This window comes from Longimicrobium sp., from assembly GCF_036399935.1.
Lineage (GTDB): Bacteria > Gemmatimonadota > Gemmatimonadetes > Longimicrobiales > Longimicrobiaceae > Longimicrobium.
This window is the reverse complement of sequence record NZ_DASWMD010000007.1, coordinates 135,332-158,794: the sequence shown is the minus strand read 5'-3', so window position 1 is coordinate 158,794 and position 23,463 is coordinate 135,332. Positions and strand designations below refer to the sequence as shown.

Below are 23,463 nucleotides of genomic sequence, written 5' to 3'. Positions count from 1 at the left end.
GAGCCTACTGCCGCGCGGCCGCTCCCGAGGCGCGGCGCAGGCGGTCGGCGCGCTCACGGCCGTCGGCAGTGGCGTCGAACCACCGGTGGTAGTCGGGCGTAGAGACCGCCACCGAGATCGCGCCTGTCGACGGCCCGATGCGCAGCCACACCGACCCGCCGTCCGCCGTGGGCCACGCCGTCTCGGCGAACGCGCGGCCGGCCTTTACCTGCTCGCAGAGGTCACCGCCCGCGGGATTGTGGGCGCCCCCCTGCGGCGTCACCCCCGGGAACATCGCGGCCACCCGGGCGCGCATGCGCTCCCAGAACGCGTTGCACGGCTCGTCGGGGCCCATGAAGCCGGTGCTGTTCACCACGCGGATCAGCCCCTTGGTCTGGTGCACGGTGAACACCAGGCCGCCCTCGTCCCGGCTGTACAGCAGCTCGATCATCCCCGGGCTCACGTCGTCGCTGCGTGCCAGCAGCGGCTCGCCGAACGTGCGCTGGATGTCCGCGCGCGAGGCGCCGAACGGGAGCTGCCGCACCGGCTGGTCGGACGGCCTCCACAGGCGGCTGTCGTACCCCGTGGGAGCGGCCGGCACCGGGGCGGCGGCGGGCGCGGGCGCCGGCTGGGGAGCACTCTGCGCCGCGGGCTGGCCGCGCTGGGCCAGCCACTCACGGAAGAACGGAGTTTCGGCCGTGTACACGATCCTGCCGTTGGCGGGATCGATGTAGAGGGTGGCCGCCGCGTTGTTCACCGGGTCTGCCCAGGTGTACCGGGCGGTCGCGCGGCCGGCGCGCACCTCGTCGCACAGGTTCCCGCCGCCGGGATTGTTCACGCCGCCCTGCGCGGCGACCGGCGAGTACGAACGGGTGAGCGCGGCGACGTGCCGCCCGAACACGCGCGGGCAGTCGGCCGCGGCGAGCGTGGGCACCGACGTGGCCCGGAAGTGCGAGAACCCCTGCTGCTGGTGCGCCGCCACGATCCATTGCAGCCCCTGCCAGTCCTTGAACTGCATGAACGCCATGCCGCGCTCGGTATTTTCCGCCGCGGGCGTTTCGCGCCAGTAGCGGGTTACGGCGTCGCGCGTGGCGCCCCAGTTCAGGTCGCCGTAGCCGTTGATCTTGGCCTGGCCCTGGGCGACGGCGGGTGTGATGGCCAGGGTGAGGAGCACCGCGATTCGCGAGATGGGCTTCATGGATCCGGGTCTGGGAGCGGGGAAGACGGGCAGGACGGGTGCCCGCAACAGGGCAGTCAAGTGCTTACGGAGAAACAAGATAACATCGATCCGGCGTTCGCGGGAGTTCCCCCGTCACCCCGGGCAGGCGCGGGCGCGCGGCTCGCGGACGAACGCGACGACGTCGTCCAGCACGGGGGCGCTGCGTAGCCGGGGCACGGCGAGCGCCACGACGATCTCCACGTGCCCCAGGCCGCGGTACACGACGGAGCGGGCGCACCCTCCCCGCTCCCGGATGCGCGCCGCCAATCCCCTCGAATTTGCGGGTGACACCGTCTCGTCGTCCGCGCCTTGCAGGAGCAGGAGCGGCGGCTCGCGCCCATCCACGTGCGTGCCGGCATAGGTGGCCGGCCATCCCGCGGCCGGCCCCATCAGCGCCTGTACGTCCGGGGCCGTCCACGTGGTGTCCACCGGGCCGGCGAGGGAAACGAAGCCGCGGACGCTCCCCGCCGGCACCCCCGCGTCGCGCAGGTAGCGCTCGTCCAAGGCCAGCAGCGCCGCCGTATGGCCGCCCGCCGAGTGGCCCACGACGACGATGTTCCCCGGGTCGCCGCCGAAGCGGGCAGCGTTGTCGCGCGTCCAGCGGACCGCCTGCGCCGCGTCCAGCACCCACCCGGGAAAGCGCACCTCCGGATACAGCCGGTACTCGGGAACCACGACGACGATGCCGCGCCGGGTGAACGCGTCGCCCAGCAGCCGGTACTCGTCCTTGCTGCCCGCCTGCCAGCGGCCGCCGTAAAGGAAGACGACCACGGGCAGCGGCCCCGCGGCCGTCCGCGGGCGGTACACGTCCAGCTGCTGGCGCGGTCCGGTTCCGTACGCCACGTCCTGCGTGCGGACGAAGTGGCTCCCCAGCAGAAGCGCTTCGCCCATGCGCCGGGGCGAGCACCCCGCGGCGAGAAGGAGCACGAGCGCCAGAAACGGAACGCGGAGGAAGCCGGTCCCCGGCCCCTCCGCGCGATCCCGTCCCACCGGGGATCCGCCGCCCTTCATCACGCGGCGCCCGCGACCGCTTCCTCGTGGGCCGCCCACCCGGGGATGGCGTCGAAGACGCGGAGCGCCAGCGGCACCTTGCCGAACGGCGCGCTCACCTGCACCCCCTGGATCATTGGGAACGCGGCGGCCAGCATCTCCTGCGCGATCCGCGTGCCCTCCTCCACCCCGCGCTCCTTGCTCTCGGCGCTCGCGCGGCGCATGCGCGCCATCACCTCGTCGGAAACGACGACGCCGGGCACCTCGTTGGCCAGGAACTCGGCGTTGCGGGCCGAAACCAGGGGCCAAACCCCCGCGATCACCGGGATCTTCAGCCCGTCCTTGCCGATGCGCTCCACGAACGCCTCCAGCTGCCGCAGGTCGAACACGGGCTGGGTGATGGCGTACTCGGCGCCGGCCTCCACCTTCCAGTAGAAGCGCCGCATCTCGTGCTCGAAGTCTTCGGCGCCCGGGTTCACGCCCACGCCCACGACGAAGCTGGTGGGCTCGCCCAGGGCGTTGCCGCCGGGGTCCAGCCCGCGGTTCAGGCGCGACACCAGGTTGGTGAGCCCGATGGCGTCGATGTCGAACACGGCCGTGGCGTCGGGATACGGCCCCATCTTGGGCGGATCGCCGGTGATCAGCAGCAGGTTGCGCAGCCCCAGTGCCTGCGCGCCCAGCAGGTCGCTGAGCATGCCCAGCAGGTTGCGGTCGCGGCAGCAGTAGTGCACCACCGCCTCGATCCCCACCTGCTGCTGGATGAGGATGGCCGTCGCCAGCGCGCCCATGCGCGACTGCGCCCGCGGGCCGTCGGGCACGTTCACGCCGTCCACCCCCGCCTGCTTGAGCAGCCGCACGCCGTCGAGCATGGCCTCGGGGTTGGAGCCGCGCGGCGGAACGATCTCCACCGTGGTCAGGAACTCGCCCGCGGCCAGCTTGCGCCCCCACGCGGAGCGCTCGGGGAGCGGCACGGGATCGCGCGGGGCGGCGCCCTCCGCGTCGGGCTCGGCGACGACCACGCGCGGCTCGGCGGCGGGAGACAGCATCCGCACCGCGCCGGCCATGGCGGCCACGTGCTCGGGCGTGGTGCCGCAGCACCCGCCGATCAGCCGCACGCCCTTGCGGATCATCCGCGCGGCGTAGCTGGCCATGTACTCGGGCGAGGCCATGTACATCGTCCGCCCGTCCACCTGGCGCGGCAGGCCGGCGTTGGGCTGCATGACCACGGGACGCGAGGTGGCGGCCATCAGCCGGTCGGCCGCGCTGAGCATGGCGCTGGGGCCCACCGAGCAGTTGAGGCCCACCACCTCGGCGCCCCACTCGCCCAGCCGCTCGGCCAGCAGCGCCACGTCGCTGCCGAACGCCGTCGTGCCGTCCTCGCGGATCACCATCTGCGCCACGATGGGCAGCTCCGACGCCTCGCGGACGCCCAGGATGGCCTGGTGGATCTCCTCGAGATCGGCGAAGGTTTCCAGGACGAACAGGTCCACGCCGCCTTCCACCAGCGCCTCGGCCTGCTCGCGGAAGAAGCCGCGGGCCTCCTCGCGCGCGGTGGGGCCGTACGGTTCGATGCGCAGCCCCAGCGGCCCGATTGCGCCAGCCACGTACACGCGGTCGCCCGCGGCCGAGCGGGCGATCTGCGCCGCGGCCACGTTCATTTCGCGGACGCGGTCGTCCAGCCCGTGGCGCGCCAGCTTGGGGCGGTTGGCGCCGTAGGAGTTGGTTTCGAGGATTTCCGCGCCGGCCTTTACGTAGGCGCGGTGGATGTCGCGCACCAGGTCTGGCTGGGTGAGCGAAAGCTCGTCGTAGCAGCGGTTGATGTAGACGCCCTTGGCGTACAGCATGGTCCCCATGGCCCCGTCGAAGAGGTGGGGACGTCCATCGGCCAGCAGGCGGCGAAAATCGCGCATCGGTCTTCCTGTATGTGAACCCCCGTCAGGTGGGGGCTTCGCCCGCGTATCGCAGGGGCTGCTTGTCGGCGACGGGTACGATCCAGAGCACCTGTCCGTTCCTGTCCAGCCCGATCTCGGTGTCGCCGCCGTCCGTCACGCACCCGGCGCCCTTGGGATACACCCAGCGGGCGACCGTGCGTGGCCGCAGCGTGTTGATGGTCTCGTCGATCGTCGGCCGCGGCGTGCCGGCCACGAAGTGCGAGGCGAGGTGCGAGAGCGAGCTCGTCTCGCAGCGGTGGGGAGGCTGGCCCAGCAGGCCGACCACGGCCGTGGTGTCGTCGCCCACCATCACGTCCACCGCCGCGCCCTCACGCTTGCGCGAGCCGGAGAACAGCAGCGTGCCCCCCACCACCAGCAGGCCCAGGACGATGATGCCGGCGCTCACCATGCGCGACTTGTTCTTGTTGACGCGCAGCGCGTCGTCTACCCGGGTGACGTAATCGTTGGCGATGAGTGCCTCCTGCGGCTGGGCCCGCGCGCGGGCCGAATGGGGAAACCGATGCAACCGGCGGCGCGATTGCAGGTTTCCTGCCGTTTGGTGAAAGTGCGACCCCCGTGGGGATCAGGCGCCACTTCGCACCGGTGATGCCGGCGCATGCCGGGCCCGGCCCCTCCCCCGGCCCCCCCTCTCCCGGCCTCTCCCCCGCAAACTGCGCGGGAGAGAGGGGAACTTCGATGGGGGTTCGACTGGCTGCCTCGCATGCCCCGGGAGCCCCCTCCCCCCGGCCCCCTTCCCCCGCTGCGCAGGGGAGGGGGAGACCTGAAACTGCGTTTCGGCTGGCCTGGCGCACTCGACTGCGCGTGCAGTCCGCGCAGGCGGACTTCGTGACGTTCCAGACGCGGTTTCAACCGCCGCGACCGGGGCGGGGCCGTGCCTCCATGCCCGCCCCCGCGCCCCGACCCGAAGTGTACCCCCTCTCCCACGCTGTTTGTGGGAGAGGGTCGCACGCGTATCAGCGCGGCGGGGTGAGGGCCCCACGGCAGCCGAGGCCTCGGCTACGGTGACCGCTGCCGCGCCCAGGCTTATTTCCCTTCCGCCGCTAGATCCTTCGGCCCGCAACGTCCGCCGTACGGGCCAGTACGGTGCGCCTGGGCCTCAGGATGACAGGGTGTGGCGTCTTCCTCAGTCAGGTGCTGAAGTACTTCGCCGCCGGGTGGTGCACCACCAGCGCGGCGGTGGACTGCTCGGGGTCCAGCTGAAAGCCGGCCGTCAGCCCCACGCCGATCTTTTCCTTCACCGGCAGCACGCGGAACAGCACCTCGTGCTGCTCCACGTCGGGGCACGCGGGGTAGCCCCACGAGTAGCGCAGCCCCCGGTTCCCCTCCATCCCCAGCTCCCGCCGCACCAGCCGGTTCACGTACTCGGCCGTGCCCTCGGCCGTCTGCACGCTGAAGCCGTGCAGGAAGTACCCCTCGCTGTAGTCCCCGCCCTGCGTGCGGCGCTCGATGAACTCGGCGGCCTTGTCGCCGCTCGTCACCACCTGCAGCGGCAGCACGTCCTGGGGTCCCCCGCCGTTCAGCGGGCGGAAGTAGTCGGCCAGGCACAGCTGCTCGCGGTCGTCCTGCCGCGGGAACGAGAAGCGCCCGATCTCCTTCGTCCGGTCCGACGGGTCGAACACCACCACGTCGTCGCCGTCGCGTCCCGCCGGGAAGTAGCCGTAGATGGCCCGCGGCCGCAGCCACCCCTGCGTGCGCGCCTCGCGGGTGTAGCGCGCCAGCCGCGGCTCGAAGTCGTCACGCACCACGCGGTCCCACTCGTCGCCCTTCAGGTTGCGGGCGCCCCACTGCATGCGGTACAGCGTGTTCCGGTCGATGCACTCCACCACGTCGTCCACGGGGATCTTGTCGAGCACCTTCCATCCCCAGAACGGCGGCGCCGGCACGTCGGCCGCCGGGAGCGCGTTCTCGCGGCTGGCGGGGCGCTGGTCCTTCGCCGACGCCTTGCGCTCCTCGTACTCGCGCTGGCGCCGCACCATCTCCTCGTTGTGCGCGCTGACGAACTCCCGCCCGTCTTCCGCCATCAGGCGGTCCATCGTCGCCAGCCCCTCGAAGGCGTCCTTGCAGTAGAACATCCCCGACGCGTACGGCTGCTCGCCGATCAGCGACGCGCTGCGCACGAAGCTGGGGTTGATGGCCGCGCCGCCCACCAGCAGCGGGTAGCTCAGGCCGCGCTTCGACAGCTCCTGCGCGGCCAGCGGCATCTGCTTGGAGGTAGACACCAGCAGCGCGGAGAGGCCGATGGCGTCGGCGCCCACCTCCTGCGCCTTTTCGATGATGGTGTTCACCGGCACCTGCTTGCCCAGGTCGAACACCGTGTAGCCGTTGTTCGTCAGAATGGTGTTCACCAGCGACTTGCCGATGTCGTGCACGTCGCCGTACACCGTCGCCAGCACCACCTTGCCCTTGGTCTGCCCCTCGGCCTTTTCCAGGTAGTTCTCCAGCCGCGCCACGGCCTTCTTCATCACTTCGGCGCTCTGCAGCACGAAGGGCAGGATCAGCTCGCCGGCGCCGAACTTGTCGCCCACTTCCTTCATCGCGGGGAGGAGCACGTCGTTCAGCACGGGAACGGCGCCCAGCTTCTCGACCGCGCGGTCGATCCAGTCCTCGACGCCTTCCTTCTTGCGGTGCAGGATCTTCCAGTGCAGCGCCTCTTCCGGCGTCATCTCCAGCGTGGGGTCGCCCACGGCTTCCGTCTCGCCTGACTTCCCCTCGTAGAAGTTGATGAAGTCGGCCAGCGGGTCCTTGCCCTCGGCGCGCCGGTCGAAGATCAGGTCGTCGGCCAGCTGGCGCTCTTCCGGATCGATCTCGAAGTACGGCTTTACGTGCGCCGGGTTGATGATGGCCGTGTCGAGCCCCGCCAGCACGCAGTGGTGAAGGAACACCGAGTTCAGCACCGCGCGCGCGTGGGGCGCCAGCCCGAAGCTGACGTTGGAGACGCCCAGCGTGGTCAGCACCCCCGGAAGCTCGCGCTTGATGGCGCGGATCCCCTCGATGGTTTCCACCGCCGACCGGCGGAACTCCTCGTCGCCCGTCGCCAGGGTGAAGGTGAGCGCGTCGAAGATCAGCGCGTCGGCCGGCAGCCCGAACTCGCCCGTGGCGATGTCGTACATCTTGCGCGCGGCCTGCAGCTTGTGCTCGGCCGTCTTGGCCATGCCGCCCAGGTCGCGGTCGATGGTCAGCGCGATCACCGCCGCGCCGTGCGCCGCCACCAGGGGAAGAACGGCGTCGATGCGCTCGCGCCCGTTCTCCAGGTTGATGGAGTTGACCACGGCGCGGCCGGGCGACTGCTCCAGCGCCGTGCGGATGACGTCGGCCTCGGTGCTGTCGATGCACAGCGGCGCCTCTACCCCCTGCGACAGCAGCTTGACGATGCTCCGCATCTGGTCGCCCTCGTCCTGCCGCTCCGTCAGCGCCACGCACACGTCCAGCACGTGCGCGCCGTTCTCCGTCTGCTCGCGCGCCACGTCCAAAATGCCGTCGTAGTCGTCGCTCAGCAGCAGCCGCTTGACCTTGCGCGACCCCTGCGAGTTCACCCGCTCGCCGATCATCGTGGGCGCGGGCACCTGCACCAGGTCCATCGCGCGGATGCCGGACGACAGCCGCGGCACGTACTCCACCTCGTGGCGCTTGGGCTTCACGTCGCGGATGCGCTCCACCAGTTGGCGGATGTGGTCGGGCGTGGTCCCGCAACACCCGCCCACGATGCGCACCCCGTGCTCGCCGATGAACTCCGCCATCTGCTCGGCGAAGGGCTGCGCCTGCAGCGGATACACCGCGCAGCCGCCCTCGTTGTGCGGGATGCCGGCGTTGGGGATGCAGGAGATGGGCAGCCGCGAGTTCTCGCCCAGGTAGCGGATGGCCTGCCGCATGTGCTCGGGCCCGGTCGAGCAGTTGAGGCCGATGACGTCGGCCCGCAGCGACTCCAGCGTCACCATGGCGGCGGCGATGTCGGTGCCCAGCAGCATGCGGCCGGAGGTGTCGAGCGTCACCTGCACCTGCAGGGCGACGGGGCGGCCGGCCTGGGCGATGGCGGCGCGGCAGCCGAAAACGGCGGCCTTCACCTCCAAAATGTCCTGCGACGTTTCGATCAGCAGCACGTCCACGCCGCCTTCGATGAGCGCGGCGGCCTGCTCCTGGAAGACGGGCACCAGCTCGGCGAAGGTGATGTTGCCCAGCGTGGGGTCACTCGCGGAGGGCAGGAACCCCGACGGGCCGATGGAGCCGGCGACGAAGCGGGGACGCCCCGTTTCCGCGGCGAACCGGTCGGCGACGGAGCGCGCCAGCCCGGCCGCGGCCACGTTGATGTCGCGCACCTGGTCGTGCAGGCCGTACTCGCGCAGGGTCAGCCGGTTGCTGCGGAAGGTGTCCGTCTCCAGCACGTCGCTTCCCGCCTCCAGGAACGACGCGTGGATCTCGCCCACCACGTCGGGGCGGGTGATCACCAGGTAGTCGTTGCACCCTTCCAGCGCCTGCCCGCCGAAGTCCTCCGGCGTCAGGTCGTAGCGCTGGATGCTGGTGCCCATGGCACCGTCGAACACCAGGACGCGTTCGTCGAGGGCGGCAAGGTAGGGCGAGCGGCTGCTGTCCATCGATCCAATTCCGTGCATGACAGAAAAAACCCCGCGGCTCGTGGTGAGTGCGGGGCGAAATCGCGTCGGACCGGCTGTGTCCTCCGATCCATCCCGACTCTTTAGCGTTTTTTTAACGTGGTACGCAAGCGGTCGCGCAAATCCATCCACGGCACGTATCTCACGTGCAGCGGCAAATCTAGCAGTTGCGGCGCATCACGCAAGGGGCGGCACGCGGCGCGCCTTGCGCACGCGGCGCGCTTCGCCATATTCCATCTGAAAGGTGGCTGAAAACGGAAACCCTCCGACCGGCCCGCAGCGCTGCCCGCCCTGACCCCGCGGCGGCAACCGGATCACTCCAGCACACGAGAGAACGAGATGAAAAAGCTACGCCTGAACCTGGATTCCCTGCGCGTCGACTCCTTCGAAACCGCCCTGCCCGTTCGGGGGGGCGGCACCGTGCGCCTGCACGAAAGCACCGAGCCGGAAGAACCGCAGTCCATCGTGGTAACCTGTGACTGCCCGGGAAACGGCGGCGCGACCGCCTGGGCCACCTGCGACTGGTCCTGCGGCGGGGGGTGCAGCAACAACACCTGTGGCGGCGACACCTGCTGGCAGACCTGCGCGGACAGCTGCAACGTCTGCGGCCCGCAGAGCCGGGGCCCTGAGCACCGGCGGTACACTGGACGCGCGCTGAGCGGGTCTGGGAGGCCGCCCTCGTTCACGAAAGAGCGCGCCTCGCGCGCCAAAGACTACGCCCCGCCCGGCAGCGCCGGACGGGGCGTTTTTTCTACGATGGAAGCGACGCGCCAGCGCCGCACGATGGCGATTCCCGCCTTCCGCGACGATATCGCGTCGACTCGCGTCAGTTTCGCCGGTCCCGGCGGTCCTCGCGCCGGTCGCGCACGTCTTCACGGCGATCGCGGCGGTCTTCCGCGCGGTCGCGTACGTCCTCGCGGCGGTCGCGGGCCCGGCGCACGGCGCGCTCCCTGTGTGCGCGGGCGGCGTCGCGATGGACTGCGCGCTCCCGGTGGGCACGGGCATGCTCGCGGTGCCGCACCGCGTGCTCGCGGACGCGGGCGGTGTGCTCACCCCGCCGGGCCGCATGCTCCCGAGCGCGAAGAGCCTGCGCGCGCGCGGCTCCATGGGCACGGGTCCGTACCCCATGCTCGCGCATGCGGGCGGCGTGCTCCCGCTGCCGCGCCGCGTGCTCGCGCATCCGGCCGGCGTGCTCCCGCTGGCGAAGCGCGTGCTCGCGGTGGGCGCGTCCCTCCGCGTGCCGCGCCCGTGCGTGCTCGCGGTGAACAGCGCGCTCCCGCTCGGCGCGCGCCTCGGGCGTCTGCGGGGGCGCCACCACCTGCGCCGCAAGGGAGGCCGGCGCAATCGCCAGGGCCAGGGCCAGCAGCCACTTCGTCTTCATGGTTTTCCACTCCAGCGAGAGGGAGATGTCTTGGGGATGTGTTCCATGCCCGCATCTCAGAGTACAACGCCGCACCCGGGAGCGTTGGGCGGCTCTCAGCCCGCGGCGAGCGACGCCTGCAGCCGCCTGCGCGCGCGGCCGGCCAAGGTGCCGTTGAGCCACATCGCGGGGCCCACGAGCCAGAAGACCATCCCGCCCAGGAACGGCCCCAGCCCGCCGCCGAAGACCGCCAGCAGAATGGACAACACGCCGATCCCCACGTTCACCATGCTCTCGCGCGCAGTGGTGACGGTGTCGAACTGCTCCAGCGGGTCCAGCTCCAGCGCCTCGCGCATCCGGTACGCGTGAAGGTGAAGCAGGGCGAAAATCAGGAACACCGCCACGTAACCGCCGCTGAACACCACCATCAGCATGGGCCACTGGTCGTGCGTGAGCACGGGATCGCCACCCGCCGACACCGCCCGCCACGGCGCGGAGCCGGTGAACATCCCGATGACGATGGTGAAGACGAACTTCAGCGGATACACGAAGAACACGATGACGAACAGCAGCGCCGCGTTCAGCACCATCGTCACGCCGTCGTTCAGCCCGTAGCGGCGAAAGAAGCGGTACTGGTTCCACCACACCAGGAACAGCAGCGCGAAGCACGCGGCGAACGAGCCGAACCCGCGCATCACCTCGAACAGCTGCGTGGCCGTCCGCGGCACCTCCAGCGACACCACCAGCAAGGTGATCGCGAAGCCGAACACCGCGTCACTCAGCCCCTCCAGGCGCGACACTTCTCTTCCCCGCGGGCGAAATCCGTGGGCTTCGGTCTGCTGCGCGGCCATCAGGCGGGATCGGATCATGGGGAGGGAGAGGTTTGAGGATGCGAATCGAGGGTTGAGCAGGCGGTCACTCGCCCAGGCAGATGCGCTCCACCTCGTCGGCGTCGAGGGGGACGCCGCGGGTGAGGATCTCGTTTCCATCGACGGTCACCAGGACGTCGTCTTCCAGGCGGATGCCGATGCCGCGCAGCTCGGCCGGAACGTCGTCCGCGTCGGCGGGGATGTAGAGGCCTGGCTCCACGGTCAGCACCATCCCGGGCTGAAGGGCGACGGACTCGCCGGTGCGGTCGCGGTACATGCCCACGTCGTGCACGTCCATCCCCAGCCAGTGCGACGTCTGGTGCATGAAGAAGCGCTTGAACGCCTCCGACTCGATCAGCGCGTCCACCTCTCCCGTCAGCAGCCCCAGGTCCACCATCCCCTGCACCAGAACGCGCCGCGCAGCCTCGTGCACGCCACTGAAGGGAGCGCCGGGGCGGATGGCGCCGATGGCCGCATCCACCGACGCCCGGACGACGTCGTACACCCGCCGCTGCGGGGCGGAAAAGCGGCCGGACGCGGGAAAGGTGCGGGTAATGTCGGAGCAGTACATCCCCACTTCCGCGCCGGAATCCACCAGCACGAGGTCGCCTTCCTCGATGCAGCGCGAGTTGGCGTGGTAGTGCAGCGTCGTCGCGTTCGCACCCGAGCCGACGATGGCGGGAAAGGCCGTCCCACACTCCGCCCCGGCGCTCCGGTACGTGTGGTCCAGCAGGGCCTGCAGCTCCCACTCGCCCACGCCGGCACGCCCCGCCCGCATGACGGCCAGGTGCCCGCGCGCAGCCAGCTCTGCCGCCGTGCGGATGAGCGCGATCTCCTCGGGCTCCTTCACCAGGCGCATGGCGTCGAGCACCGACCCGGGGTCGCGGACGTCCACCGGGCCCTTGCCGGCGCGCGGGCGCGTGCTCCGGAAGCCGGCGACCAGCCGCAGCACGCGCATCTCCAGGTCGCCTGCGGTGCCGGTGAGCGAGATCCACACGGCGTCGGCGGGCTCCAGCAGCTTGCCCAGGTGCTCGTCCAGCTGCTCGATGGGATACGCGGCGTCTGCCCCGAAGCGTTCGCGCGCGCCCTCCACGCCGGCGCGGGCGCCGTTCCACACTTCGCGCTCGGGATCGCGCGGGCGGACGAAGAGCGTCAGCCGGTGCTCGGGGTCGTGCGGCGTGAGGACGGCGATGGCGCCGGGCTCCGGAAAGCCGGTCAGGTAGTGGAAGTCGCTCCCCTGGCGGTACGGGATCTCGGTGTCGCGCGACTTCAGCAGCTCGGGGCCGGCGGGCAGCACCGCCACCCCGTCGCCGATGGCGGCCAGGAACCGCTCGCGGCGGAGGCGATACGTGTCGGCGGTGATGTCGGACATCCGTAGGGTCGGGTCGACGTGGCGCGGCGCTCGGCGGGCACAGCATAGGCCGGGCGCGGGGTGCCCGCAACCTAGGCAGAGGCGCCTGCCGTGGCTGGCCACCATCCCACGCGCACACTGCGCCCGGACCGCGTTGCGTTGCGGGCGGGAGTTGCGCGCGGGCGACTCCGCGCAGAGCTTTCGTGGACGTCGATCCGATCGCACCGCCGCCCGCAATCCATGCCCGTTCGCAAACCGGCCCTTCTCGCCCTCACCGCCGCGCTCCTGTCGGGCGCGGCGGGCGCGCAATCGCCCGCGGGGCTGCGTCCGCCCACCACCTGGGCCGACTGCGGCATTCCGCCGCTGGAATCGCTCCGCCGCGATCCGTCGCCGCTGGAGATGCGCTGCCGGTACGGGGCGCAGGGACCGGGCAGGTTCGGGCTGCTCTCGTACCTGGACGTGCCCGTCTACCGCCCCGCGACCCCGCTTCCGGGCACGCACATCGTCGGCGTGCCGGGGATGCCGCACCCCGAGCCGGGGGAAAGCTTCGAGGAGTGGGAGTGGCGCGTGCTGCGGACGCGCTTTGGGCCGGAGGTGCGGCGGGTGCACAACAACCTGCTGCAGTTGGACCCGGTGTTCATGTCCATGATCCGCCGCTTCGAGCGCGACCTGGCCAGCCGAGGGATTCGCGCGCGCCGCCGCGAGACGTACCGCAGCGCCGAACGGCAGGCGTGGGTGTTCCAGCAGGGGCGCTCGCGGCCGGGCCCCTTCGCCACCACCACGCTCACCTCGTGGCACTGCCGGGTGGACCGGCTGGGGCGCCCCGCGGCGCGCGCGGCGGACTACGACGTGGCGCCCGGCCAGCTGGCGCGCTTTCACGAGGTGGCAGCGGCCATCGGCCTGCTGGGGTACGGGGCCGACAGCAACGACCCCGGCCACGTCTTTCTCCCCGACCTCGACGCGGCCACGGGGATGGACCTGGCGGTGCTGCGCCTGCTGCCGCGGGTGATGCACGTGACCCTGGCGACCGGCCGGCCGGAGGGCGAGTGGCAGGCCCCGGGCGCCACGGACCGCTGGCGCCAGCGCACGCTGGAGTTCATCCGCAACCCGGTGCCCGTCTGGCCCACGTGGTACCCGCCGGCCGTGGCCGTCGACGGGTAGAACGAAGAGCGGGCCGTAGAAGCGAAGGGGGGAGGAGCACGGTGCGTGCTCCTCCCCCCTTCACATCACCCGGAACCGCCCCGCGCGGGCGGCGCCGGGGGCCCGGTCAGCGCCCGCCGCTGGGGGCGGCCGGCGCCTGGCTTTCCGCCGCCACCACCTCCACCGGGTACGGCAGCTGGCGGAGCGGCGCCTCGACCACCGAACGGTCGCCCACGACCACGATCGCGAAGCGCCCCGGCTGCAGGTACTCGCGGGCGACGCGGTTCACGTCCTCGGCCGTCACCGCGGCCACCCGCCGGTTGTAGCTGTCGAAGTAGTCTTCCGGCAGGTCGTACAGGATCATGTCCTGGATGCGGCCGGCGATCTGGCCGTTGGTTTCCATGGTCAGCGGCTCGCGCCGGATGATGGAAACGCGGGCAAGGTCCAGCTCCTCCTGCGTGACCGGCCGCGCGCCGCGGATGTCCTCCAGCTCGCGCATGAACTCCACCACCGACTCGCGGGTCACCCGCGTCTCCACGCCGCCGCTCGCCACGAAGGGCCCGGCCATGCGGCCCATCTGGAACCCGCTGCGCGCGCCGTACGAGTAGCCCTTGGCCTCGCGCAGGTTCAGGTTGATGCGGCTGGAAAACTGCCCGCCCAGGATGGTGTTCATCACCAGGAGCGGAAAGTAGTCGCGGTGCACGCGGGGCACGCCCACGTGGCCGATGCGGATTTCCGACTGCGCGGCGCCCGGCTTGTCGACCAGGTAGATGCGCGTGGCCTGCAGCGGCGCCGGGTCCGACGGCGGGGTCCAGGCCCCGGGCCCGCCCCGCTGCCAGCTGCCGAACGCACGCTCCAGCTTGGGCAGCACGGTTGCCGCCGCCAGCGGGCCCACCACGATCAGGTGCGCGTTGTCGGGGCGGTAGTAGCGGCGGTGGAATTCACGCAGCGCCGCCGGGGTGGCGGCGCGCACCGCGGCCGGCGTGCCGCTGACCGGACGGCCCAACGGGTGCCCCTGTCCGTAGACGATGCGCTGGAACTGGTCGTTCGCCAGCACCGCGGGCTGGTCCTGCTGCTGAAGGAGCGCGGCCAGGCGCAGCGACTGTATGCGGGGCCAGGCGCTCTCGGGGAACGAGGCGTTGGCCACCACGTCGGCGAACACGTCCAGCGCCGGGTCGAAGTTGCGGGCCAGCACCGACAGGTTCGCCGACGCCGCTTCCAGCCCCGCCCCGGCATTCATCGACGCGGCCAGAAAGCCCAGCTCGTCCGCGATCTGATCGGCCGTGCGGGTGGCGGTGCCCTCGTTGAGCATCGACGCGGTCAGCGAGGCGATGCCGGGCATGGTGGCCGGGTCGGCGACGGCGCCGGCGTCGGCGATCATCTGCACCGTCACCAGCGGAGCGCCCGGGCGCTGCACGAGCCACACGCGCAGCCCGTTGGAAAGCGTGCGGCGCTCCACGTTGGGAAAGTCGTACGACGGATCGGCGGCCGCCGTGGGCATGGTGGCCCGGTCCAGCGGCTGCCCGGACGGCTGCGTCGCCGGCTGTGCGGCGGGCGCGCAGCCCGCCAGGGTTCCCGCGGCCAGTGCGGCCGCCGCGAGAAGATGTGCCTTGGTCATGGAAATCGCCCTCGCGTTCATCGGGAAGCCTGGAGCTGCGTCTGCCCCTGCGGCACGACGCTGAGGACAATGCGGCCCGCGCCCAGCCAGTCGAGCGACTGCTTCACGGTGCCGGTGGTGACGGAGGCGTAGCGGGCGTAGTCCTGCTGGATGAATGCCGGGTCGCCGTTGAACGTGGCGTAGCTGTTCAGCGCGTCGGCGCGCCCGAGCGTGGTCTGCATCCGCTGGACGAACGACACCTCGAGGTTGTTGCGCGCGCGCTCCACCTCGCGCTGCGTGGGCCCCTCGGCGCGCAGGCGCGCCACCTCTTCGTCGACGATGGCGAGCACGCGGTCCAGGTCTACCCCCGGGCGCGCCTGCACCGTGATGCCGAACTGGCCGGCGAGCGAGCGGCCGCCCTGGTTGGCGCCGACGAACTGGGCCAGCTGGTCGCGAAGCACCAGCCGCTGGTGAAGACGCGAGCTGCGGTCGCCGGCCAGGATGTAGCCCAGCACGTTCAGGTCGGCGTCACCCGGCTGGAACTGCGCCGGGGAGGGCCAGACCACGTACAGCCGCGGAAGCTGCACGCGGTCTTCCAGCACGTGGCGCACCTCGGAGGCCAGGCGCACCGGCTGCGGGGTGGGCCGCGTGATGGGCGGGCCGGACGGGATGGAGCCGAAGTAGCGCTCGATCCATCGCCGGGCCTGCGCCGGGTCGAAGTCGCCCACCACCGCCAGCGAGGCGTTGTTGGGCGCGTAGTACTGGCGGAAGAACCCCGACACGTCTTCCATGGACGCGGCGTTCAGGTCCGTCAGCGAGCCGATGGTGGTCCACGAGTACGGGTGGCCGGCCGGGAACAGCAGCCGCGAGATGGTTTCGGTGGCCAGGCCGTACGGCGCGTTGTCGTAGTTCTGCCGCCGCTCGTTCTGCACCACGCTCCGCTGGTTGTCGAGCTTTTCCTGCGTCATGGCGTTCAGCAGAAAGCCCATGCGGTCGGCCTCCTGCCACAGCACCCGCTCCAGGAAGTTGCTGGGCACCGCCTCGAAGTAGTTGGTGCGGTCGGAGTTGGTGGTGCCGTTCAGGGTGCCGCCGGCCTCGGAGATCAGCCGGAAGTGCTGGTCGTCGCCCACGTTGGCCGACCCCTGGAACATCATGTGCTCGAACAGGTGGGCGAACCCGGTGCGCCCGGCCACCTCGTTGCCGGAGCCCACGTGGTACCACACGTTCACCGCCACGACGGGCACGGAGGTGTCGCGCGACAGGACCACGTTCAGCCCGTTGGCCAGGCGGTACGTTTCCACCGTCAGCGGCACCGGGTTGGTGATGGTGACGGTGCGGGGTGCCGTGGCGTTCTGCGCCGCGGCGGGGGCCGCCACCCCCAGCGCGAGCGCCGCGGCGGCGGTGGACAACAGGATTGTTCGCTGCATGGGCAGTGATGGGTTCAGGGTGTACCTCGCGGAACCAGTCCGATTACAAGACCGACCCGCTCCTTGCCGCAAACGTTGGTCCCGCGCGATTCGGGCCAGTCGATCGGAACGGAAACGGGACGCCCTCCGGCCGAGGGCGTCCCCGCTTTTCGTCCTCCCCGCGGCCCGCGGCGGCGGTCACTGCCACAAGAGCCGCGGCTTGCCCGGCCGAACGCCGCCGAGCGCGTCGATGACGATCCAGTCGGCCATCTGGATCTGGAAGGGCGAAAGGATGGCGCGGATGGCGGGGCCCTGGCCGCGGTTGAGGTCCCACGCGCGGTCCGTGGCCTCTTCCTGCCGCCGCACGGCTTCGGCCACGTCGTACTTCTCGGGGAGGGCGGCGAGGTACGCCGCCAGGCCCGCCCACACCGAGTCCACCCGGGCGCGGTAGGGCGCCTGGGCCGCCCGGAGCGCCTGCAGCTGCTCGCCGGAAAGCACCAGCGAATCCGACATCGCCAGGATGCGGTCGTACACGTCGGGGACGTTGCGGGCGTACCGCCGCTGCAGGGTCTCCGCGGTGATCCGCGCACCTGCCGCGCCACGCCCGGGGCGAAGATGAAGCTGGAGCTGCTGCCGCTCCACCGGCGCACCCATCGCCAGGCTGAGCTGCACGGTGACGCGAACGGGCGCGGCGGCGTGCGCACGGGTGCTTCCGAACCGCGGGTTGACGCTGTAGCGGAACGCCTGGGCCGCCGCGTCGAAGCCCGTCACGCGCAGCAGCACGGGGTCCGGCGAGGCCGCCGCCCCCCAGCCGCGAATGCCCGCGCGCCCGTGGACGAGCCGGTCCACACCGCCCAGCGGGTTCTCGACCGCCACCTGGAGCGAGGTCCGGTCGCGCAGCCGCGCACCGCGCATGTTCGGGCTCCCGTAGGAGAAGCGGAGGTTGGAGTGCTGGGTCCACGGTCCGCGGCAGCTGCCCCGCCCCGCGGCGCGGCCCAGCTGTCCGCGCAGGCAGTCGCGCGCCCCGCCCGGGGCCGACGCGAGGAGCGCGCGTATCCCCTCCGCGACACCCGCGGGAGCTACGGCCGGGTCGAAGACGAAGGCCCGGTCGCCCGCCCTGCCATCGCCGTTCACGTCCCCAGCCACGACCGGCGTGTACGGAAGGCCGGAGGTGAAGCGGGCGTACAATCCCACGCTAAGATGCGATCGCCTCCACCCCGCCTGGAGCTGGAGCTGGTGGCGCGCATCGAACCGCCCCGGTGCCCACTCGGCCGCCGAGGGATCGCCGAGCGCGGCCCCGTCGAAGCCGCGGAACTGCGCATGGGAGCCGGCAAGCGTGTAGCCCAGTCCCAGCCAGTAGCGGTCCGGAAGCTCGGGAGCCAGCGACACGGTGAGCTGTCGGCTCTCGGAACGCAGGTCCGACCGCCGGGCACGCACCGATCCGTAGGCCGGATCCCGGCGCGCCTCACCCGGCGCGGCAAAACCCGTGGCCGGATCGATCCCCGACGGGGCCACGTACACCGGGCGCCCCGCCTCGGAGGAGAGCACGAAGCGCGGCGCTCCCGCGAAGTTGAGATCCACCGTCCCCGGCTGGTCCAGGTTCAGCGAGTAGAGCGCCTCGACCGTGTACCCCAGCCACCCCACCCGCGAACTCCAGGCGAGGTTCCCCCGCACGCTCCGCGGCGGGCTGAAACCCGGCGCGAAGAGCTCCACCCGGGGTGTCGAATCGGCGAACGCCCCGCCGCCATCCGCGCAACGCGCCGGGAGCGACGCCCCGGCCCCGGTCCAGTCAGCGGCGGGAACGGCCGGACCCAAGCAGCGGATCTCGTCCGCCTCGCCGGAAAGGCCCGTCGCCAGCAGGGGTCCGGACAGCGCCTCCACCGCGTGGCGCCCCCGGAACACGCCCACACCCCCACGCACCAGCCCAACCGGGGTTTCACCGCGGGAGCCAAGGGGGGAGAAGCGAATGCCCGGCGTGGGGAGCCTGCGTCGCGGCGACCAGTTGAACCCCAGGCGCGGGCTCAGGCCCCACCCGCTGGGGACGTAGCCGGTGCGCACACCGAACGCCTCCTGCACCCCGGGATTCTCCGCCGGCGCGGTGAGAAAGCGGTTCGCGTCCAGGCGCACACCGCCCATCACCCGAAGCCGCGGAGACACGCGCCAGCTGTCGCCCAGCGCGAGGGCTCCGTTCCACTGCACGCCCTCGGCGCGGGTGCTCCCCAGCCGGCGCGAATACGTGGCGCCCCGGCCCGCGGCCAGGTCGTCCAGCGAACGGAAGGTGAAAAAGCCGCGCGTGCCCGTTGCGTCGGCGTCGTCGAACCCCTCCAGCAGCGACTCCAGGTATACCTTGCGCTGGTGCCGGTTCTCGGAATCGTTCCAGCGGGTCTCGTTGGTCGCCTGCCAGCTCCACCTGCGGCCCCGTGCGTCGGCGGAGCCGCCGCCGAAGCCGAGCGAGGCCACGCTTCCCGGAACGTCCCCCTCCACCTCCACCCGGCCCCCGGGGAGCGCGAAGAGCGGCTCCACGGCGCGGGTGGACACGCTCAGCGAGGTGCGGGTGTCGTTGCGGTGAAAACGGCCGATCAGCCGCGAGTGCTCCCCCTGCAGCGCGAGGGTCGCCCACCGGCGGCGCACCCCCGACGCGGCGGTGGAGGTCAACCCGGGCACGGCATCGCTCCGGCCCGCGTTGGCGTAGGCGGTGGCACCCCACGAGCGCGGCCCCAACGGGGTGTGGTCCACGCGCGCCATCAGCGCCAGCTCGTCCGTCGTGGCGGTGCCGCCGGCCGCGCCGGGAGAGATGCCGAGCGACGACAACACCTGCTCGAGCTGCGCCGCGGCGGCGGGGCTCACCCCCGCACCGGCGAGCGCCTCGGCGCTTGCGCTCTCGATCGAAATCGCATCCCGCGACTGCCGGTTCACCTGCGCGCCGGCGCTGTAGTACAGGCGCTCCGGAGAGAGCTCGCCATTGCGCCCGACGCCGGCGCGAAAATCGTTCGGCTGGGTCGCGTCTCCCCCCGATGAAAAGGGCGAGCCGCCAGTCGAAAGCGAGGCGTTCCCCAGGGTGTACGCGCTCCCTGGCGCCACCTCGACCGCCACTTCGGCGCCGCTGAACCCGCCGCGCGCGGGATCGTACGCGGAGGTGGCGACGCGTGTCCGCGCCGCGAGGTCGCGCGGCAGCGAGCTCCCGGCGAACTCCATCCCGTTCAGCGTGGCGCGGTTCTGGGAAGGGTCCAGCCCCAGGACCGAAAACCCCTCCCCCGTGCGCACCACCCCGGGAACCGTGGCGGCCATCGCGGCCAACTCTCCCGCTTCGGTGGGAGCGAGCGAGGCGGCCACCCCTTCCACCGGCGCTTCCGCCGCCCCGACGCCGGGGCCCATCGCCATGTCGCGGCCGGGGGGCGCGCGGACGGCGCGCACCGTCACCGGGGCCAGCACCACGGGGTCGGCCGCGAGGAGGCGAACGGACAGCCGGGACCACGCGGGATTCGGGGGATCGGGGGCGATGCGCGTGCGGAACGGCTTCCATCCCGGTCCCGAGACCAGCACGTAGTACTCGGTGGCGCCGGGTGGAAAGGTCAGCGTGAAGGTGCCCGCGGAACCGGTCTGCGTCGCCGCCGCATCGTTCTGCGGATGCCGCGTGATCCGCACCGTCACCGACTGCACCGGGGTGCCGGTGGAATCGGCGACGGTGCCCCGGATCACGACGGGTTCCTGCGCCACGGCCGGGGGGGCCGCGGACAGCCCGGCCAGCGCCAGCAGGGCGGCCAGCGTCCGCCGGATTCGCGGAATCATGAAGTTGGGGTTCGCGGCATCGATGGACACGCTTACGGCTCCATCTTCCACACGTCGATCCCGCCGGCCATCTGGCCCACGTCCACGGCCGCGACCCGCCGCCTGGCGCGGAGGTCGATCACCTCCACCGTCCCCGGCTCCGATCCCACCCCCTCCACGGAAATGAACGCATAGCGGTCGTCCGGCGAGATGGCCGCGCCGTGCACCACCCGCCGCAGGGTGGGAATGCGGGCCAGCTCGCGCCCCGTCCGGGTGTCGAAGACCGACACGCTCTGCCCGCGCTTGTTCGTGGCCACCAGCAGGGCCCCGTCCGAGGTGACGGCGAGGTTGTAGATGCCGTCGCCTGCGGGGATGCGCCGGACCATGCGCCAGGAGGCGACGTCCACCTCCACGATCTCGCTGCTGCGGTTGCAGGCCACCCACACCCGCGCTCCGTCGGGCGACGGCTGCGCCCACGTAGGCGAGCAGGCGGACCCTCCCGGGGCCGGCGTCGCCATCCCGTGCCCCCCGTGGTCCGCGGGGGGCCCCCCCGGCGCTTTCGGCGGGACGGGGCCCTGCATCCCCCCCTCCGCGCCGCGGGTCAGCCGGAAGTGGCGCGCGACGCCGAGCGCGCGGGTATCCACCTCCACCAGCAGGTCGTCCACCATGCATGCGGAGTAGTGGCGCGTGCCGTCCGCGCTCAGGCGGCTGCCGTGCGGCATGGTGCAGGTGGGGATGCGCGCCACCTCCACCAGCGGGTCCGTGCTCACCACGCTCAGCGAGGAGGGAACGTGCTCGCCGTGCAGGTTGAAGTTCACCACGTAGGCGTACGCGCCATCGGGGCTCACCTGCAGGGTGGCGGGAAAGTCCCCGAGCGTCACCGATCCCAGCACGCTGTCGCCCGCGGCATTGAAGGCCCACAGGTCGCCGAAGGGCGTTCCATGGCCGGTGGAGACGTACAGCCGCCGCCCGTCGGGCGAAACGTCCACCCCGTGCGGCCCCTCGGGGTCCATGATGTTCCTGCCGATGCCCACCTCCCGCTCCACGCGGGCGCCACCGGGGCCGAAGCGCACCAGCGACAGCCGGTCGACCGCCTCGGCCGCCACCCACACGTAGTAGGTGCGCTCCGGCCCCGGCTGGGCGGCCAGGGCACAGGGGGCGCAGACGGCCGCCGCGAGCGCCGCCGCCAGCGCCGTGCGGCGCGTCACCGTACCCCGCTCTCGGGAGCCGTCTCGATGCGGATGATCCACAGCCCGTTGTTGTTGTCGTTCACGTACGCCAGGCCGTCGCGTACCACCACGCCCCAGGTCATGGCGTGGTTCTGCACGTGGCCCTGCATGTCGGCGGTGTGCACGTGCGCGATCTCGCGTTCCTGCGCCCGCAGGTCGCCGCGCAGCTCGCCGCTCACGTCGAAGGCGCGGAAGCCGCCGTTGTAGGCGCCCATGTACAGCGTCTCGCCATCCACCCACACGTTGTGCACGCCGCCGTACTCGGGCTCGTACCAGGCCACGGAGCGCGGGCGGGTGATGTCCGACACGTCGATGACCTGCATCCGCCCATAGGCGCGGTCGGCCGACGCGTCGCGCGCGCCGCGGGGCGGCGTGGAGGCGAACACCTCGTCGGCGATGAACACGTAGTCGCGGTGACGCCAGGCCGTGTGCGTGCCGCGGATGAACCCGGGCCCGCCGACGGCCTCCACCTGCCGGTACAGGTCGTTCAGGTCGTACCGGTACTGCGACACCAGCTGCGGGCTGGCCGGCGTGCCGCCGCGGACGCCGTTCCCCACGTCCAGGATCACCAGCCCGTCGTTCCAGTAGCTCAGGTAGGCCAGCCCGTTCTGCACGTCCACGTCGTGCAGGCTGCGCCCCGCGTCCGGACGCGGCGTGCTCCACCGCGCCACCTCGCGCGGGTTCGCCGGGTCGTCCAGGTTCAGCACGTGCAGCGCGCCCGTGCCGTTGTTGGTGAGATAGACGTGCGTCCCGTGGCGCGGGTCCTGGTAGATGAAGGCGGAGTGCACCCCCGCGCTAACCCCTTCCTTGAACTCCGAGATCACCCGCGGATGGGCAGGGTCCTCCAGCGACGCGATCACGATCCCGTCGCGGCGGTCCGACGAGCCTTCGCGCGTGTGGACCATGTAGCGCCCGTCCGGCGTGGTCATCACGTCGTTCACGCGGCGGGTGTTCGACACTATCGAGTCGGTGACCACGGGCTGCGCGGGATTGCTCACGTCCAGCACGTACAGCACGTCTCCCCCGGCCCCGGAGCCCAGGTAGGCGTTGCGGCCGTTGGGGTGCAGCCACACCTCCTCGGTGCTGAAGCGGGTGCGGGGCAGGCGCCCCACCACCGTGGCGGGGCGGCGCACGTCGCGGTGCCGCAGCGTGACCGTGGCGTCCGCCGAGTGCCGGCCCAGCAGCGCCGTCACCGTGTACGCGCGGGCCTCGTAGCCCACGAAGGCGCCGTCCGCGCCGATCACGCCCTCCCCCGGGGAGAAGCTGAACGTCGGGGTCAGCCCGGGAATCTCCCGCCCCTGCGCGTCGCGCGGCGTCACCCGGAAGCGCACCACGTCGCCGGTGCGCGCCCCGTGCGTGGCGGGGGTGATCTCCAGCCGCGCCACGTTGTCGGGCACCACCTCCACCTCCACCGCCCCGGATACCCCGCCCACGGCCGCAGAAACGCGTGCGCGCCCGGGCGCCACGGCCTGCACGACGCCGGCCTCGTTCACCCGCGCCACACGGGCGAGGGAGCTGGACCAGTTGAAAGCGTCCTCGCGGGTGTGGCCCGCCGCGGAGAAGGAGGTGGCCGACAGCCGCAGCCGCTGCCCCACCACCAGCCGCGCGGTTCCCGGGGTCACTTCCACGCGCGCCGCGGGGCCGGGGACCATGCGCACCTCCACCCGGTGCAGCGCGGGGCGGCTCCCCGGCACCAGCGCCACCACCGAAACCGGCAGCGTCCCGGTGCTGCCGGAGCGCACCATCCCGGTGCTGTCTACCTTGCCCTCGAACCGGCCGCCGGCGGGGCGAAAGACGATGCGCGCCCCCGGCACCGGCCGGCCCTGCGCGTCAAGCGCTTCGGCCCGGAGCTGCAGGGAGTCGTACGCGGCGATCACGGGGGCGGCGGGGGTCACGCGGATCTGCGCGACGGGGGAGGGCGGCGCCGCCGGCTGCTGCTGGAACGCGGCGGCCAGCACGAACATCTTCAGGAGCATGGAAGGGTCTCCACGGCGGG

General features: G+C 72.0%; 14 protein-coding genes and 1 riboswitch. Of the genes, 1 reads left to right on the top strand and 13 read right to left on the bottom strand.

Features of this window, described 5'->3' with window-relative positions; translation table 11 throughout:
• Nucleotides 1-4: 4 nt before the first annotated feature.
• The 8 genes from VGB24_RS02885 to VGB24_RS02850 all read right to left on the bottom strand — a co-directional run bounded on the left by VGB24_RS02885 (nt 5) and on the right by VGB24_RS02850 (nt 12,348).
• On the bottom strand, nt 5-1,177 hold the full coding sequence (locus VGB24_RS02885; protein WP_331071449.1) for a hypothetical protein: 1,173 nt from the start codon (nt 1,175-1,177) through the stop codon (nt 5-7).
• A 114-nt stretch (nt 1,178-1,291) separates the two neighbouring features.
• Nucleotides 1,292-2,188 (bottom strand): alpha/beta hydrolase, encoded by an 897-nt coding sequence (locus tag VGB24_RS02880; protein WP_331071448.1) that lies wholly within the window; start codon nt 2,186-2,188, stop codon nt 1,292-1,294.
• 20 nt (nt 2,189-2,208) lie between these two features.
• Nucleotides 2,209-4,098, bottom strand: a complete 1,890-nt coding sequence (locus VGB24_RS02875) for a bifunctional homocysteine S-methyltransferase/methylenetetrahydrofolate reductase (RefSeq protein WP_331071447.1) — start codon at nt 4,096-4,098, stop codon at nt 2,209-2,211.
• 25 nt (nt 4,099-4,123) lie between these two features.
• Nucleotides 4,124-4,645 (bottom strand): hypothetical protein, encoded by a 522-nt coding sequence (locus VGB24_RS02870; protein WP_331071446.1) that lies wholly within the window; start codon nt 4,643-4,645, stop codon nt 4,124-4,126.
• Nucleotides 4,646-5,267: 622 nt separating this feature from the next.
• Complete coding sequence (gene metH / locus VGB24_RS02865; protein ID WP_331071445.1) at nt 5,268-8,729, bottom strand: methionine synthase; 3,462 nt, start codon at nt 8,727-8,729, stop codon at nt 5,268-5,270.
• A gap of 81 nt (nt 8,730-8,810) precedes the next feature.
• Nucleotides 8,811-8,889: riboswitch (SAM riboswitch) on the bottom strand.
• A gap of 684 nt (nt 8,890-9,573) precedes the next feature.
• Nucleotides 9,574-10,128 (bottom strand): hypothetical protein, encoded by a 555-nt coding sequence (locus VGB24_RS02860; RefSeq protein ID WP_331071444.1) that lies wholly within the window; start codon nt 10,126-10,128, stop codon nt 9,574-9,576.
• A 95-nt stretch (nt 10,129-10,223) separates the two neighbouring features.
• Nucleotides 10,224-10,976: a TMEM175 family protein gene (locus VGB24_RS02855; protein ID WP_331071443.1), complete on the bottom strand. Its 753-nt coding sequence runs from the start codon at nt 10,974-10,976 to the stop codon at nt 10,224-10,226.
• A gap of 46 nt (nt 10,977-11,022) precedes the next feature.
• Complete coding sequence (locus tag VGB24_RS02850; RefSeq protein ID WP_331071442.1) at nt 11,023-12,348, bottom strand: aminopeptidase P N-terminal domain-containing protein; 1,326 nt, start codon at nt 12,346-12,348, stop codon at nt 11,023-11,025.
• A gap of 219 nt (nt 12,349-12,567) precedes the next feature.
• Here VGB24_RS02850 and VGB24_RS02845 point away from each other — a divergent pair, with 219 nt between their 5' ends.
• A complete protein-coding gene (locus tag VGB24_RS02845; protein WP_331071441.1) occupies nt 12,568-13,488 on the top strand; it encodes a hypothetical protein in 921 nt (306 codons plus the stop codon).
• Nucleotides 13,489-13,594: 106 nt separating this feature from the next.
• Here VGB24_RS02845 and VGB24_RS02840 read toward each other — a convergent pair whose 3' ends face one another.
• From VGB24_RS02840 to VGB24_RS02820, 5 genes are all read right to left on the bottom strand, one after another.
• The gene (locus VGB24_RS02840) at nt 13,595-15,085 is read right to left on the bottom strand and encodes a pitrilysin family protein (RefSeq protein WP_331071440.1); all 1,491 of its coding nucleotides are present in this window, start codon (nt 15,083-15,085) and stop codon (nt 13,595-13,597) included.
• Between the two features lie 17 nt (nt 15,086-15,102).
• Nucleotides 15,103-16,491, bottom strand: coding sequence for a pitrilysin family protein (locus VGB24_RS02835; RefSeq protein ID WP_331071439.1), 1,389 nt, complete (start codon nt 16,489-16,491; stop codon nt 15,103-15,105).
• Nucleotides 16,492-16,668: 177 nt separating this feature from the next.
• Nucleotides 16,669-20,289, bottom strand: coding sequence for a carboxypeptidase regulatory-like domain-containing protein (locus VGB24_RS02830; protein ID WP_331071438.1), 3,621 nt, complete (start codon nt 20,287-20,289; stop codon nt 16,669-16,671).
• A gap of 2 nt (nt 20,290-20,291) precedes the next feature.
• Nucleotides 20,292-21,446, bottom strand: a complete 1,155-nt coding sequence (locus VGB24_RS02825) for a YncE family protein (protein ID WP_331071437.1) — start codon at nt 21,444-21,446, stop codon at nt 20,292-20,294.
• Complete coding sequence (locus VGB24_RS02820; RefSeq protein ID WP_331071436.1) at nt 21,443-23,443, bottom strand: Ig-like domain-containing protein; 2,001 nt, start codon at nt 23,441-23,443, stop codon at nt 21,443-21,445. Before VGB24_RS02820 ends, VGB24_RS02825 begins: the two co-directional genes overlap by 4 nt.
• Between the last annotated feature and the right edge of the window lie 20 nt (nt 23,444-23,463).